Below are 13,975 nucleotides of genomic sequence, written 5' to 3'. Positions count from 1 at the left end.
ACCATGCGTTACAACCCACTGGGCCGCACGGGCCTGTTCGTTTCAGAACTCTGCCTCGGCACGATGACCTTCGGCGGCGGCGCCGGCATCTGGAACCAGATCGGCGATCTCCAGCAGTCCGATGCCGAACGTCTCGTTGGCCGCGCGCTGGACGCGGGCATCAATTTCATCGATACCGCCGACGTCTACTCGCAGGGCGTTTCCGAACAGATCACCGGTCAGGCGCTCAAGAACCTCAAGGTCCCGCGCGAGCAGGTCGTGATCGCGACCAAAGTGTTCGGCGAAATGGGCTCGTCGCCGAACGAGCGCGGCGCCACGCGCTATCACATCATGGATGGCGTGAAGGCGAGCCTGAAGCGCCTGCAGCTCGATCACATCGACCTCTACCAGATTCACGCGTTCGATCCTGTGACGCCCATCGAGGAGACGGTGCGCGCGCTCGATACGCTCGTGCAGCAGGGGTACGTGCGCTACGCCGGCGTGTCGAACTGGGCGGCCTGGCAAATCGTGAAGGCGCTCGGCATTGCGCAGCGCGAAGGGCTCGCGCGCTTCGAGTCGCTGCAGGCCTACTACACGATCGCGGGACGGGATCTCGAGCGCGAACTCGTGCCGATGCTGGAAAGCGAGGGCCTCGGGCTGATGGTCTGGAGTCCGCTCGCGGGCGGACTCTTGAGCGGCAAGTACGGGCGTGACCAGCCAGGCGAGGCGGGCAGCCGGCGCACGACCTTCGATTTTCCGCCCGTGAACCGCGAGCGCGCATGGGACTGCGTGGACGCGATGCGGCCGATCGCGCAAGCCAAAGGCGTGTCAGTCGCGCAGATCGCGCTCGCGTGGCTGCTACATCAGAAGGCGGTGACATCGGTGATCATCGGCGCGAAACGTGTCGATCAACTCGACGACAACATCGCCGCGACGAAAGTGAAGCTCAGCGTCGAAGAGCTAGGCGTGCTGGGTGAGGCGAGCGGATTGCCCGCCGAGTATCCGGGCTGGATGCTCGCGCGCCAGGGCGAGCAACGGCGCGCGCAGCTCAGGCAATCGCGCGAGGAGGAGTGAGTCAGGCATGAGGAGCGCCGGCGGTGGCGGCCGCCGGCGCGATCCGGTCTGGAATTGGCTCGTTGTTGCGGTCTGGCGGGGTGTGTTAGACCTCTTAGCTCGCCACCGAGACCTTCAGATGGTTCTTCACTGAGGTCACACCCGAGACGCCTTCCACGACCTGTTTGGCGTTGTCGCGGTCTTCGGCGCTCGGCACCGTGCCGGTGAGCGAGACCACGCCCTTACGCGTCTTCACGTGGATGTGCTCGGACTTCACGTTCTTCGCGCCGAGCAGTTCGGCCTTGACCTTGGTCGTGATGGTTGCGTCGTCAACGTGTTGGCCCACGGATTCCGAACTGCCCGAAGGCGCGGTGCTGTTCGTCGTGGTCTGCGCACCGGCCAGCAGTGCGAACGTCATGCAGGCGGCGCCAGCCGCGGTCTTGAGGATCAGGATGCGCTTCATGGCTACTCCCTTTCTGGTTGTGGTCATGGCCTGCCTCCGCAAGGTGCGTGCCTCGCCGCGTTCGTGCTCGCGCTGCTTGTTATTGGAAAGCCCCCGGAAGCGACCGGAGCCGTCTTCAATGCGGGCTCGCGGTTCGTCCATGCGGCCACGATTTTCCCAACTGGCATGCGCCACATTTTTTCCGCACCTTTGTAAAAATCTCCACTGTGGGGTCGGAAACGAGGCTCGCTTAGCCGCTGTTGCAAGCGTCGATCCCGTTTCAAAACAGGGTGTTGTAAAAACTGGCATGGCTGTTGCATCAGAGGGCTATCACTCAATTCAACAAAACGGGATTGCCATGCCTTCCATCGCGTTACACGCGCGCCAGCATCTGGCGCTCACGCCGCGTCTTCAGCAGGCGGTGAGGCTGCTGCAACTGTCGTCGCTCGAGTTCCAGCAGGAGCTGCGCGAAGCGCTCGACACCAATCCGTTCCTCGAATACGTTCCGCCCGCCTCGGACACCGGCGAGGCCGCCGAAGCGGCCAATGGCGCAGCGGGCATTGGCTCCGCGGCGGCGCCCGCGGCCGAAGCCCCCGCCATGGCGACAGAAGGCGCGGGTGAATCGAGCTTCGAAGGCGGCCTCGACGCCGGCATGGGTCAGGACGCCTCCCCATACGGCGAGACGTCATACGCCGAGAGCAGCTACAGCGACGAAGGCTCGGGCTACACCGCCGAGATGCCTGTGCCGGGCGCTTTGCGCACGTCGAGCTATCGCGGCGGCGAGGACAGCGATTCCGAAGCCTCCGACTGGGTGCGTGTGCCGGTTACGCTGCGCGAGCAGCTGCATGAGGCCTTGCGCCTCGCGCCGCTCGAGGACCTCGACCGTATCGCTGTGCAGGTCGTGATCGAGGCGCTCGACGACGACGGCTATCTACGCCAGGATCTCGCCGATCTTGCCGATGAAGAGGGCGGCGTTGACACGCTCGACGAAGACCGCTTGCGGGTGGCGCTGCGCGTGGTGCAGACGCTCGATCGCCCCGGCATCGGCGCGCGTTCGCTCTCCGAATGCCTTGCGCTGCAGCTCGATGCGATGCCTTCCGACACGCCGCATCGCGAACTGGCGCTGCAGATCGTCACGCAGCATCTCGAGCGCCTCGCGCGCCGCGAACACGGCGAGCTGCAGCGCCAGCTCGGCTGCGACGCCGCTTCGCTGCAGGCCGCGAGCGCACTCGTGCGCCGCCTCGATCCGAAGCCGGGCAACCACTATGGCCGCGCAGACGGCGGCTATGTCGTTCCCGACGTGATCGTGCGCCAAGTGCGCGGCAAGTGGGTGGTGAGCGTGAACCCGGCCATCGAGCCGCGCGCGCGCATCCACAAGCTGTACGCGGAGATGTTCGCGCGCTCGGACCAGACGAGCCGCTCGCCGCTCGCGCAACAGCTGCAGGAAGCGCGCTGGCTGATCCGCAACGCGCATAAGCGCTGCGAGACGATCCTGCGTGTGGGCGAGTGCATCGTCGCGCGCCAGAAGGCATTTTTCCAGTATGGCGAGATTGCGCTGCGGCCCATGCTGCTGCGCGACGTCGCCGACGAACTGGGCCTGCACGAATCGACCGTCTCGCGCGCCACGGGCAACAAGTACATGGCCACGCCGCGCGGCATCTTCGAGTTCAAGCGCTTCTTCCCGCGCGAACTCGAAACGCGCACGGGCGGCACGTGCTCGGCCGCCGCGGTGCGCGCGCTCATCAAGGAAATGATCGACGCCGAAGATCCGCGCGACCCGCTTTCCGACGTGATCCTCACGCAGGAACTCGAAAAGCAGGGTGTGCAGGTGGCGCGCCGCACGGTCACGAAGTATCGGCAGATGATGAAGCTGCCGGCGGCTGAGATGCGCCGGCAGATTTGAGGCGCGCGGTTTCATCTGCGTGCGAAATGACGGGGGGAGGTCAGCGGCGCGTGACCGGCGTGACGATACGTATAGCAACACGTATCGTCACGCGCGCCGCTTCAACGCATCTCGGGCGGGTATGCCGGGTCATCGGTAGAATACGAGCCATTGCTCATATTCGACGTCCTTTCCCTTTCCCGCCATGACTCAAACGCCACGCGGCAAAAGCCGCGCCGCGGCACTAGAGGCGCGCAAGCGGCCCGTGCAGCGACGTTCCGCCGCCACTGTCGACGCGATACTCGAAGCCGCCGCGCGCATTCTCGAAAGCGCCGGCCTGGCCGGCTACACCACGAACGCCATCGCGGCGCGCGCGGGTGTGAGTGTCGGCTCGCTCTATCAATATTTTCCGAACCGCGACGCGCTCACCGCCGCCTTGATCGACCGTGAGAGCGCGCCGCTCCTTGCCGAGGTCGAGGCCGCCGCTGCGGCGTCGAGCTGCGAGGCGGCGTTGCTCAGGCTGATTCGCGCGGCGGTCGCGCATCAGATGCGACGCCCGGAACTGGCGCGTCTGCTCGATTTCGAGGAGCGGCGACTGCCGCTTGGCGAGCGCGACGCACGCGTGAGCGAGCGCATTCACGCGGTGCTCGTCGGCGCGTTCGAACTCGCCGACGCGCCACGAATCGACGACCGGCAGACCACCGCACTCGACGTGATCGCCATCGTGCGCGGCATGGTCGACGCAGCGGGCGAGCGCGGCGAAACCGATGCTCAGGCGCTGGAGGCGCGCGTCACGCGTGCAGCGATCGGCTATTTGTGGCGCACCGAGCGCGGCGAGTAGCGTAAGCGGCCCCGTTTGCCTGCGTTGGCGCTCAGGGTGCGGCGCGTTCGCTCGAAGTGCGTGGTGCGATGCCCAGCCATCGCGCGACACGCCCTAACGTGAGGCCGTTGCACAGCAGATTCAGCAGCACGAAGGCGGCGGCCATGGCGGCAGCGAATGCGCGGGTACCGGGCGAAAGCGCATCGTTGCGCGCGACGCAAACGGCGAGCGTGAGCGTGACGGGGCCGCGCACGCCGCCCCATGCGATCAGCCATTGGTGCGCGCGCGGCAGCGGCTCACAGATGCCAAGGCGGCTCAGCAGCGGTACGAAGATCGTAAGGATGCCGAATCGGCTCAGAATGGCGGCTACCAGCGCGAGCGCGAGCGGGAGGGTGTCGCGCATATTCAGCTTGTCCAACAGACCGGGCACGCGCGCCGACGCGAGCAGAAAGACAGCGGCGGAGGCGATGCCGGCCTGGTACGCCCATAGCTGGCGAAACAGGGTTTGGCTCGCGGCAGGGCGGCGTGTTTGCATGAGCCGGTTGGCCGCGAGACCCGCGCACACGACAGCGGCCACGCCGGAAACGTGAAGCCAGCGCTCCGCGGCGGGATAGAGCAGCGTGGGCAGCGCGAGCGAGAGCGCGTACTCGGAAAAGGGCAGACTGCGCAACGCGCTCGAAACGGTGACGAAAAGCGCGCCCGCGAGCGCGCCGAACGCGCAGCCGCCGACGAGGGAAACGACGAAGGATGCGAGCGGATGCCCGTGCGTGTGCGCGGCGGACGGCGCGAGCGCCAGCGCGCTGGTGAGGAGTGTGGAGATGGCGATGGCGGCGGCGTCGTTGAGCAGGCTTTCACCCTCGATCAGCCGAATCAGGCGCTCGGGCGCGCCGCTGTTGCGAAAGAGCCCGATGACGGTGGAAGGATCCGTCGTGCTGACGATTGCGCCGAGCAGCAGGCACACGATCAGGCTCTCGCCGCTGCTGATCCACGTGGCGACGCCAACGCCTGCCGCGGCGGCCGCCACCGCGCCAATCGCGAGCAAGAGGATAGGCGCGAGATCGGCGAGAAGACCGCGCGTATCGACCTGCAACGCCGCTTCGAAGAGGATGGGCGGCAGGAATATCCAGAGATAGGCCTCGGGAGGAAGCGACGGCGTGAGGAATGGGATGACGCTCGAAGCCGTGAAGCCCGGGGCGAAATGAAGCAGGGCGAGGTATCCGGTGCCGAGCAGCACGCCGGCGCTGGTCAGGCCGAACGAATCGGAGAGGCGAAAGCGCTGTGCGGCGGCATGGCAGAGCGCGATGCTGAGCAGCAGGACGCCGGTGCGGATGGTGAATTCGATTGCGGTTTGCAAAGGCGGGAAACTCCGAGGTGCGGCGGGGCGGCGGGAGGGCCCGTACCGCATCGATGCAGTATCTCGCTGCGATGCAGCATTGCAGGTTGACGTATATCAATTTGCCGCTGACAGAGTCATTACGACACCATTACGGGTTTTTACGAACCGGATCAGAGGCAATGCCGGACCCCGCCGGCCCCCAAAAGGCGCTCGCAAACGGTGACGGTGTTTTTTTGGGGTGCGATGGCCGAAGCTGGGCTCGATGCGCCGTGCGCAGCTAGTTCGCGGCGAGGCGCTCGATTAGCCCCATGGCCGCCGCCGGGTTGCGTTCCTTGAAGCCGCTGATGACGTAGAGATACACGTCCCGACCGGTCTTCGCGGCGAGCGGCTTTGCGTAGGTGGCGAGGTCGCCCGGCGATTCGCCGCGCGACCAGGCGAGCGCGCGGCCGGCCCACAGGTCGAGATCAGCGGGGGCGTAGCCCTGCGGGTGATCCTGTGCGGTCCCCATGATGCGGGCATAAACGAACGGCGCACTGGTGTCGCCGATCAGCGGGTAGCTGGAGTCGCCGGAGACGACGATCGCCGCCTTGTGCTTGCGCGCGAGCGCGACGAATTCCGGCGTGCAAAAGCTTTCGTCGCGCACTTCAAGCGCATGGCGCAACGGACGGCCTTCGGCCTCGCCCGGCAGCAGTTCCAGGAATCGTGCGTAGTCCTCTGGATCGAATCGTTTGCCTGGCGTGAGCTGCCAGTTGATCGGTCCAAGCTTGTCGCGCAGGTTCAAGACACCGCCGCTCAGGAAGCGCTCGATCGTGGCCCCGGCCTCGGCCAGCACGCGGCGATTCATCGCAAAGCGCGGAGCTTTCAGCGAGAACACGAAGTCTTCGGGCGTTTCGTCGTACCAGCGCGTGAAGCTTTCCGGGCGCTGCGCGCCGTAGTAGGTGCTGTTGATTTCCAGCGTAGAGAGATGGCGGCTCGCATATTCCAGCTCGCGGCGTTGTGCCAGGCCGCTGGGGTAGAACGCGCCCCGCCAGGGCGCATAGATCCAGCCGCCCACACCCACGCGTATCCGGCCGTGCCGGGCTTTTGAACTGGATGAGGGCGCCATCGGAAATCCGCCGTCGAAGCTTCGAAGCGAGCAGTGTAGCGCGGCACTGGCCACGGCCGCCGGTTAGCGTGCCGGGTCGCGACTTGCGAATTCATCTCGATTTTTAGGCATAGTCCGATATTTTCTTGTGGGCTGTGAGGCTACTTTAGTCGTGTTGTGTCAGATAACCTCACAGGGACCATCAGATGTCTTCCCGCATATCTCCGGAACTCACCGATGCGCAGTGGCGCAGCATCGAGCCTATGTTTCACGAAATCCGCGTTGACGGTCGTCGTCGCGGGCGCCCAGCACATAATCCTCGTCTCGTTTTTGCCGGCATCCTCTGGGTTCTGGCCACCGGCTCGGTCTGGTCGAAGTTGCCCGAGCAGTATCCCGATTTCCGCACCTGCCATCGCCGCTTCAAGCTGTGGTTCGACGCCGGACTCGTGCATCACGCCATGGAGCGCCTGCACGGCCAGGAAGGCCTTGCCCTGTGCACGGCAATGGCCGCGCGCATGCAGCCGTGGCGCGCACCGGTTGGCCGCAAGCCGCGCTATCCGGTGGCGTCCACGCTGCGCTGGCCGCTCGTGCGGCCTTTCGTCGAGCGATAAGCAAGCAGGGCGCAGGGCTGTGGCGGCGGATAATGAGTCCGCCGCAGAATCAAATCTCCCCATCCTCCGCATGCAAACGCGCGAACAGCGGTGCCCACCACGGCTCGTGCGAGAAGGCCTCGATTTCCACGTCGGTGTTGAGATCAACGGTGCGCTGCCGCTCGCGCGCATCGAGTGGGTCCGCTTGCGCGAACTGTTTGGCAAGCACTTCGGCGCCCGCGTCGGACGCGTCGCGCGGCCCGCGCGCGCGGGCGTTGACGCGCTCGGCGAGCCGCACTTGCGGCGCGTGAAAGTTCAGGATCAGCATTGGCCGGTTCAACTCACGCGCGAGCGCCGCGAAGCGCGCGCGATGTGCAGCCTTGAGAAACGTCGCATCGACGATCGCGGTGTAGCCCGCGTTCAGCACGTCTCGCACATGAGCGACCAGGCGTTCGTAGTGCGCGTCGAGTGCAGCTTGTGTGTACGCGCTTGCCGGCAGCGCGTCGAGCGAGGGCGGCGCAAAGGGTTCGAGGCGCTTGCGTTCGAGATCGCTCGACACACGGATCGCCCCGGTCAATTCGGCGAGCGCACGGCTCGCCACTGACTTACCCGACCCCGAAAAGCCGTGGCACAGCATCAGCCAGGGCGCGGGTTCGCGCATGATGCGCGCTTCGCTTGCCGCGAACGTGAGGTAGCGCGCGACGTCGCCGCCGAGCGCTGGCGCATGGTGTGGCGCAGGCGATCCTGCCTTGAGCTTCGCCACGAGTGCGCGCACCAGCGCGCGATAGACGACATAAAGCCGCAGCGCAGCGAGCCCCGCGAAATCGCCCGTGGCTTCCAGGTAGCGATTGAGCAGGCGGTGCGCGTACACCGCCTGGCCGTGCGCGCGCAGATCCATCAGCATGAACGCGAGGTCGCAGGTCACGTCGATCCAGCGCAGCGTGTCGCTGAATTCGATGCAATCGAACATCAACGCGTGCCGCCCGTGCCGCACGATATTGTCGAGATGCAGATCGCCGTGGCAGGCGCGCACGAATCCGTTCGCGCGCCGTGCATCGACGTGCCGCGCCAGACGCGTGATTTCGCTTTCGCAGATCGCGCGCAAGCCAGCGTGCTCCACAGCGTGCGCCGTGCGCGGATCCGCTTCGAGGGGCGCGAGCGCCGCGAGCACCTGTTCACGCAGCAGCGCCGCCGAGCCGAAGCGCGCCGCGCTCGCCAGCGGCCCGTGGCCGGCCCGGCGTGCATGGCGATGGACCGTGGCGAGCCTGGTTGCGGCTGCATCGATATCGGTGGTGCTCAGGTCGCCGTTCGAGAGCAGGTTCGAAAACAGCAGGCGCTGGGCGAAGCGGCGCATACGAACCGCGTACTCGACCACTTTTACGTTGCCGCGCATGCCGCGCTTGAGCTTGCAACGCCGACCGTCAAAAAATAGCGCAACGGTGTCGCAATAAATCGGTCCCGCGAACGGCGCATTCAGACGAATCTCAGCTTCGCAGCAGCGGAGTCGGGCATCAAGCCGCACAAAATTGACGAACCCGAAATCGACGGGCTTCATGATCTTGTACGCGTACCGCCCAGCGAGATACACCACGGAAATATGCGTTTCGATGCGGACGATCCGCCCGGCCGGGTGCGCGTAGGTCGAGGCGCGCGAGAGCGCGGCGTTCACGAGGCGGCTGTGGCGCCGTGCCGCGCGCAGACGGTTGGCGGCATGGCGTGAGATCGGCGTGTCGGACATCGGCGTGGCGATTGTGGGAATGAAGGTCTACGGGGCGCAAATCGTCGCAACCAGCATACACGCGAGCAAACGCGGGACGCCCGCTGCACGGCATCTTACGGGCTTGATCGAAACGGCCTGCACGGGCATCGGCATATTGCACCTTTTGTGCAATCCGGCGAGGCTGCGCGATACTGTCGAGTTCAACCTAACGGGATTTCGGAGACATGGCGCATTTCGACGTATTCAACGGCGACGCAGACGGCATCTGCGCGCTGCATCAACTTCGGCTCGCAAGGCCGCGCGAAGCGACGCTCATCACCGGCGCGAAGCGAGACATCGCACTCGTCGAGCGCGTGCCCGCGCAGCCCGGCGACTCGCTCACCGTGCTCGACATTTCGTTCGACGTGAACCGCAAGGCGCTCACCGCGCTGCTCGCGAAGGACGTCGCGGTCGAATATTTCGACCATCACCACGTAGGCGACCTGCCTATGTCCAGGAATCTGGTCGCGCATATCGACACCACGGCGCATGTCTGTACGAGCGTGCTCGTCGACCGGCACCTCGCCGGCCGCTACCGGCCCTGGGCGATCGCGGCGGCCTGGGGCGACAACCTGCCCGGCACGGCGCAAGCGCTTGCGCAACAGGCCGGGCTCGACGCCGCGCAGACCGAACAGCTGCGCGAGCTTGGCGAGTCGATCAACTACAACGCTTATGGCGACTGCGTCGAAGATCTCGTGATCGCGCCGCTCGATCTGTATGCGGCGATGAAACCTTATGACAACCCGTTCGATTTCATTGCCTCGGAGCCGATCGTCGGTCAACTCGCCCGTTGCCGCCAGGACGATCTCGAACTGGCCCAGGCCATCGCGCCGCTCATCGCGTTGCAGTACGGCAGCGTCTGCGTGCTGCCCGACGAGCCGTGGGCGCGCCGGGTGCGCGGCGTGTTCGCCAACGTGCTTGCGAACGAAGAACCCTCGCGCGCGCACGCGGTGCTGAGCGTGAACGCCGACGGCAACTATGCGGTGAGCGTGCGCGCGCCGCTCACCGAACCGCGCGGCGCGGACGAACTCTGCCGCGCGTTCCCCGGCGGAAACGGCCGGGTGGGCGCGGCGGGCATCGACTGCCTCGAATCGAACCGGCTCGACGCGTTCGTTACCGCGTTCGCGCGCGTGTTCGGGCGCACGAAGCCGGCTTCGGTCTGAGCAACCCAACGCGTCAATGCACCGCCACTAAGCTTTTTCACCGCCGCCCTGCGTGTTGCGCGCCGCGGGCCAACGCCAGTCGCGAATTTCAGGCATGTCGTCGCCGTACTCGTCCACGTAGCGGCGGTGTGCGGCCAGCTTGTCGTGCAGCGTCTGGCGCAGGTGCGCCGCGCGCTGCGCGAGCCCGTCCACATGGTCGATCACGGCTTCGCACAGGTGGTAGCGGTCAAGCCGGTTGAGCACGGTCATGTCGAACGGCGTAGTCGTCGTGCCTTCCTCGATAAAGCCGTGCACGTGAATGTTCGCGTGATTCGCGCGCCGGTACGTGAGCTTGTGGATCAACGTGGGATAGCTGTGGTGCGCGAAGATCACCGGCTTGTCGGTGGTGAAGAGCGCGTTGAAATCGGCGTCGGGCAGGCCGTGTGGATGGCGGTCGGCGGGTTCGAGCGTCATCAGGTCCACCACGTTCACCACGCGGACCTTCAGGTCGGGCAGGCAGGTGCGCAGCAGGTCCACGGCGGCCAGCGTTTCCATGGTGGGCACGTCGCCGGCGCAGGCCATGACCACGTCGGGCTCGCCGCCGTCGTCGTTGCTCGCCCATTGCCAGATGCCGATGCCGTCCGCGCAGTGGCGAATGGCGGCGTCCATGTCGAGCCATTGCGCCTGCGGCTGCTTGCCCGCCACGATGATGTTGATGCGGTTCCAGGTGCGCAGCACGTGGTCGGTCACGGCAAGCAGCGTGTTGGCGTCTGGCGGCAGATACACGCGCACCGTGTCCGACTTCTTGTTCACCGCATAGTCGATGAAGCCCGGGTCCTGATGGCTGAAGCCGTTATGGTCCTGGCGCCACACGTGCGAGGTGAGCAGATAGTTGAGCGAGGGCAGCGGCCGCCGCCACGGAATTTCGCGGATCACCTTCAACCACTTCGCGTGCTGGTTGAACATCGAATCGATGATGTGGATGAATGCCTCGTAACACGACATGAAGCCGTGTCGCCCGGTGAGCAGATAGCCTTCCAGCCAGCCTTGGCAGGTATGCTCGGAGAGCATTTCCATCACGCGGCCGTTGGTGGCCAGCTGGATGTCGTCGGGCGTGACCTCCGCGAGCCAGGTGCGCGACGTCACGTCGAATACGTCGCCCCAGCGGTTCGACGCGGTTTCGTCGGGCCCGAAGATGCGGAAGTTGCGCGTGGGGTCGTTCACGCGCATGACTTCGCGCAGGAACGCGCCCATGACGCGCGTGGCTTCGGCATCCACCTGGCCGGGTGCGGGCACGTCCACGGCGTGGTGCTCGAATGGCGGCACGCGCAGTTCGCGCACACGGCCGCCGCCGTTCGAACGCGGGTTCGCGCTCATGCGTTTTTCGCCTTGCGGCGCGAGCGCGGCGATTTCGGGCACGAGGCGGCCTTGCGCGTCGAAGAGTTCTTCGGGCTTGTAGCTGCGCATCCAGCTTTCGAGTAGCGCGAGATGTCCCGGCTTCGAGATGTTTGCAAGCGGCACCTGATGCGAGCGCCACGAGCCTTCGGTCTTCTGGCCATCCACTGTCTTCGGGCCGGTCCAGCCCTTGGGCGTGCGCATGACGATCATCGGCCAGCGCGGACGTTCGTAGCCGGGCGGCAGGTTGCCGTGTTCGTCGGCGAGTTCGCGCGCGGCCTTCTGGATGCGTGCGATCTCGTCGAACGCCGTATCGAACGCGGTGGCCATCAGACGATGCGCAACGGCGGGCTCCTCGGCCTCCACGAAGATCGGCGCGTGGCCGTAGCCCTTCATGAGCGAGGCGAGTTCGTCGTCGCCGATGCGCGCGAGCACCGTCGGCCCCGCGATCTTGAAGCCGTTCAAATGGAGAATGGGCAGCACGGCGCCGTCGGTGGCCGGATTGACGAACTTGTTCGAGTGCCAGGACGTGGCGAGCGGGCCCGTTTCGGCTTCGCCGTCGCCCACCACGCAGGCGACGATCAGATCCGGGTTGTCGAACACCGCGCCGTAGGCGTGCGAGAGCGCGTAGCCCAGTTCGCCGCCTTCGTGGATCGAGCCCGGCGTTTGCGGCGCGACGTGGCTCGGAATGCCGCCCGGAAAGCTGAACTGCTTGAAGAGCGCCGCCATGCCTTCCTCGTCGTGCGGCACGTTCGGCCAGGTCTCGCTGTAGGTGCCTTCCAGCCAGGTGTTCGCGACGACGGCCGGGCCGCCATGACCAGGCCCCGCGAGAAACAGCACGTCGAGATCGCGCGCGTTGATGATGCGGTTCAGATGCGTGTAGAGGAAATTCAGGCCCGGCGTCGTGCCCCAGTGGCCGAGCAGGCGCGGCTTCACGTGCGCGAGCTGCAGCGGCTCGCGCAGGAGCGGATTGGCGAGCAGATAGATCTGGCCGACCGAAAGATAGTTGGCGGCGCGCCACCAGGCGTCCATGCGGCGCAGCAGGTCGTCGGAAAGCGGCGGGTGGGCAGGGGTGTCGGTAGCGTTCATGCGGGGCTCCGGTTGCGCGGCGGCGGAAGACGGACCGAGGCGGACTGCGTGTGCGGCGCGACGGCGCGCGTGGCGATTGGCGGCTGACGCTGGCCGAAGGTGCGCGGTGGCGTATGCCGGGCGCATGGCCGGGCGGCGGTGCCTCGTGGTCCTGCGGGATTCGTCTTATGTTGCCACGATCGCGCGCTGCGCCACGCCTGAATGTCCCGCGGCTGTGCGTCGCATCGCGTCGTGAAGTTGCGATGCAGCGCGCGATGCACGACAGCCCGCGGCCCGATTGCATAACATGGTTTTATGGTGATCGATGCGGCGCGTCAGCCGCGTTCCGGCGAGGAGGATGGCGATGCGGGCGATGGTGTTCGACGGCGAGAATCCGTGGCTGCGTGAAGCCGATTTACCCGACCCGGCGCCGCGCGCCGGCGAACTGCTGATCGACGTGCGCGCGTGCGGCGTGTGCCGCACCGATCTGCATGTCGTCGACGGCGATCTCGAGCACCCGAAAAAGCCCGTCATTCCCGGTCATGAAATCGTCGGCACGGTCGCGGCGCTCGGGGCCGGCGTGACGGGTTTCGCGCTGGGCGACCGCGTGGGCGTGCCGTGGCTCGGCCACACCTGCGGCCACTGCCGCTTCTGCGCCGACGGGCGCGAGAATCTTTGCGACGCACCCGGCTTCACGGGCTACACGATCGACGGCGGCTACGCCACGCGCACCGTCGCCGACGCTCGCTACTGCTTCCATCTGCCGCGCCAGTACAGCGACGTCGAAGCCGCGCCGCTGCTCTGCGCGGGACTCATCGGCTATCGCTCGCTCGCGATGGCGGGCGAGGCGCGGCGCATCGGCATTTACGGCTTCGGCGCGGCGGCGCATATCGTCGCGCAGGTCGCGCGTCATCAGGGGCGCACGGTCTACGCGTTCACGCGTCCCGGCGATACTGCGGCGCAGCAGTTCGCGCGGCGCCTGGGCGCAGCGTGGGCCGGCGGCAGCGAAGAGCGCGCGCCCGAGGAACTCGACGCGGCGCTGCTGTTCGCGCCGGTCGGCGCGCTCGTGCCCGCCGCGCTGCGAGCGCTGACGAAGGGCGGCACGGTCGTGTGCGGCGGCATCCACATGAGCGACATTCCCTCGTTTCCTTACGCATGGCTGTGGGAGGAGCGGCGCATTGTTTCGGTGGCGAATCTCACGCGCGAGGACGGGACGACCTTCATGGCCATCGCCGCGCGTCACAAGCTCGAAATCGAGACCACGCCGTACCCGCTCGCGCGTGCGAACGAGGCGCTGGCCGACTTGCGCGAGGGGCGGCTCACGGGCGCGGCCGTGTTGACGATGCGGTGAGTGTGCCTGCGCTCAGGAGGACGGAGATTCTGACGGAATGGAGACAACGGGTCGCACCGCCTGCGGCGCGCATC

Annotated in this window: 11 protein-coding genes; 6 read left to right on the top strand and 5 right to left on the bottom strand. The window is 66.5% G+C overall.

What is annotated here, in order from left to right; translation table 11 throughout:
• Positions 1-3 precede the first annotated feature (3 nt).
• The gene (locus U5A58_RS15145) at positions 4-1,053 is read left to right on the top strand and encodes an aldo/keto reductase (protein ID WP_321962010.1); all 1,050 of its coding nucleotides are present in this window, start codon (positions 4-6) and stop codon (positions 1,051-1,053) included.
• Positions 1,054-1,147: 94 nt separating this feature from the next.
• Here U5A58_RS15145 and U5A58_RS15140 read toward each other — a convergent pair whose 3' ends face one another.
• Positions 1,148-1,495: a BON domain-containing protein gene (locus U5A58_RS15140; protein ID WP_321962148.1), complete on the bottom strand. Its 348-nt coding sequence runs from the start codon at positions 1,493-1,495 to the stop codon at positions 1,148-1,150.
• A gap of 337 nt (positions 1,496-1,832) precedes the next feature.
• Here U5A58_RS15140 and U5A58_RS15135 point away from each other — a divergent pair, with 337 nt between their 5' ends.
• Together U5A58_RS15135 and U5A58_RS15130 are read left to right on the top strand one after the other, a co-directional pair.
• Positions 1,833-3,377 carry an RNA polymerase factor sigma-54 gene (locus tag U5A58_RS15135; protein ID WP_321962009.1) on the top strand — a complete coding sequence of 515 codons (1,545 nt, stop codon included), beginning with the start codon at positions 1,833-1,835 and terminating at the stop codon, positions 3,375-3,377.
• A gap of 184 nt (positions 3,378-3,561) precedes the next feature.
• Positions 3,562-4,197 carry a TetR/AcrR family transcriptional regulator gene (locus U5A58_RS15130; RefSeq protein WP_321962008.1) on the top strand — a complete coding sequence of 212 codons (636 nt, stop codon included), beginning with the start codon at positions 3,562-3,564 and terminating at the stop codon, positions 4,195-4,197.
• A 31-nt stretch (positions 4,198-4,228) separates the two neighbouring features.
• Here the strand turns inward: U5A58_RS15130 and U5A58_RS15125 are convergent, their stop codons facing one another.
• Positions 4,229-5,530: a cation:proton antiporter gene (locus U5A58_RS15125; protein ID WP_321962007.1), complete on the bottom strand. Its 1,302-nt coding sequence runs from the start codon at positions 5,528-5,530 to the stop codon at positions 4,229-4,231.
• Positions 5,531-5,789: 259 nt separating this feature from the next.
• Positions 5,790-6,617, bottom strand: a complete 828-nt coding sequence (locus U5A58_RS15120) for a DUF72 domain-containing protein (protein WP_321962006.1) — start codon at positions 6,615-6,617, stop codon at positions 5,790-5,792.
• 185 nt (positions 6,618-6,802) lie between these two features.
• Here U5A58_RS15120 and U5A58_RS15115 point away from each other — a divergent pair, with 185 nt between their 5' ends.
• Entirely contained in the window at positions 6,803-7,207 is a 405-nt protein-coding gene (locus tag U5A58_RS15115) for a transposase (RefSeq protein ID WP_321917852.1), read from the top strand.
• A gap of 49 nt (positions 7,208-7,256) precedes the next feature.
• Here U5A58_RS15115 and U5A58_RS15110 read toward each other — a convergent pair whose 3' ends face one another.
• On the bottom strand, positions 7,257-8,924 hold the full coding sequence (locus U5A58_RS15110) for an AAA family ATPase (RefSeq protein ID WP_321962005.1): 1,668 nt from the start codon (positions 8,922-8,924) through the stop codon (positions 7,257-7,259).
• 206 nt (positions 8,925-9,130) lie between these two features.
• Here U5A58_RS15110 and U5A58_RS15105 point away from each other — a divergent pair, with 206 nt between their 5' ends.
• On the top strand, positions 9,131-10,108 hold the full coding sequence (locus U5A58_RS15105; RefSeq protein ID WP_321962004.1) for an acetyltransferase: 978 nt from the start codon (positions 9,131-9,133) through the stop codon (positions 10,106-10,108).
• 27 nt (positions 10,109-10,135) lie between these two features.
• Here the strand turns inward: U5A58_RS15105 and U5A58_RS15100 are convergent, their stop codons facing one another.
• Entirely contained in the window at positions 10,136-12,571 is a 2,436-nt protein-coding gene (locus U5A58_RS15100) for a phosphoketolase family protein (RefSeq protein ID WP_321962003.1), read from the bottom strand.
• Positions 12,572-12,914: 343 nt separating this feature from the next.
• Between U5A58_RS15100 and U5A58_RS15095 the strand changes: the two genes are divergently transcribed.
• Entirely contained in the window at positions 12,915-13,901 is a 987-nt protein-coding gene (locus U5A58_RS15095; protein WP_321962002.1) for a zinc-dependent alcohol dehydrogenase family protein, read from the top strand.
• The last annotated feature ends 74 nt before the right edge of the window (positions 13,902-13,975 follow it).

Source organism: Paraburkholderia sp. J7, assembly GCF_905220155.1.
Lineage (GTDB): Bacteria > Pseudomonadota > Gammaproteobacteria > Burkholderiales > Burkholderiaceae > Paraburkholderia.
The sequence above is the reverse complement of the archived record's forward strand: the minus strand, read 5'-3'. Positions and strand labels throughout refer to the sequence as shown.

Bases quoted from the DNA above. Each gene is read 5' to 3' on its own strand.
- U5A58_RS15145 (WP_321962010.1), top strand. From the start codon at position 4: ATGCGTTACAACCCACTGGGCCGCACGGGCCTGTTCGTTTCAGAACTC.
- U5A58_RS15140 (WP_321962148.1), bottom strand. From the start codon at position 1,495: ATGAAGCGCATCCTGATCCTCAAGACCGCGGCTGGCGCCGCCTGCATG.
- U5A58_RS15135 (WP_321962009.1), top strand. From the start codon at position 1,833: ATGCCTTCCATCGCGTTACACGCGCGCCAGCATCTGGCGCTCACGCCG.
- U5A58_RS15130 (WP_321962008.1), top strand. From the start codon at position 3,562: ATGACTCAAACGCCACGCGGCAAAAGCCGCGCCGCGGCACTAGAGGCG.
- U5A58_RS15120 (WP_321962006.1), bottom strand. From the start codon at position 6,617: ATGGCGCCCTCATCCAGTTCAAAAGCCCGGCACGGCCGGATACGCGTG.
- U5A58_RS15115 (WP_321917852.1), top strand. From the start codon at position 6,803: ATGTCTTCCCGCATATCTCCGGAACTCACCGATGCGCAGTGGCGCAGC.
- U5A58_RS15110 (WP_321962005.1), bottom strand. From the start codon at position 8,924: ATGTCCGACACGCCGATCTCACGCCATGCCGCCAACCGTCTGCGCGCG.
- U5A58_RS15105 (WP_321962004.1), top strand. From the start codon at position 9,131: ATGGCGCATTTCGACGTATTCAACGGCGACGCAGACGGCATCTGCGCG.
- U5A58_RS15100 (WP_321962003.1), bottom strand. From the start codon at position 12,571: ATGAACGCTACCGACACCCCTGCCCACCCGCCGCTTTCCGACGACCTG.
- U5A58_RS15095 (WP_321962002.1), top strand. From the start codon at position 12,915: ATGCGGGCGATGGTGTTCGACGGCGAGAATCCGTGGCTGCGTGAAGCC.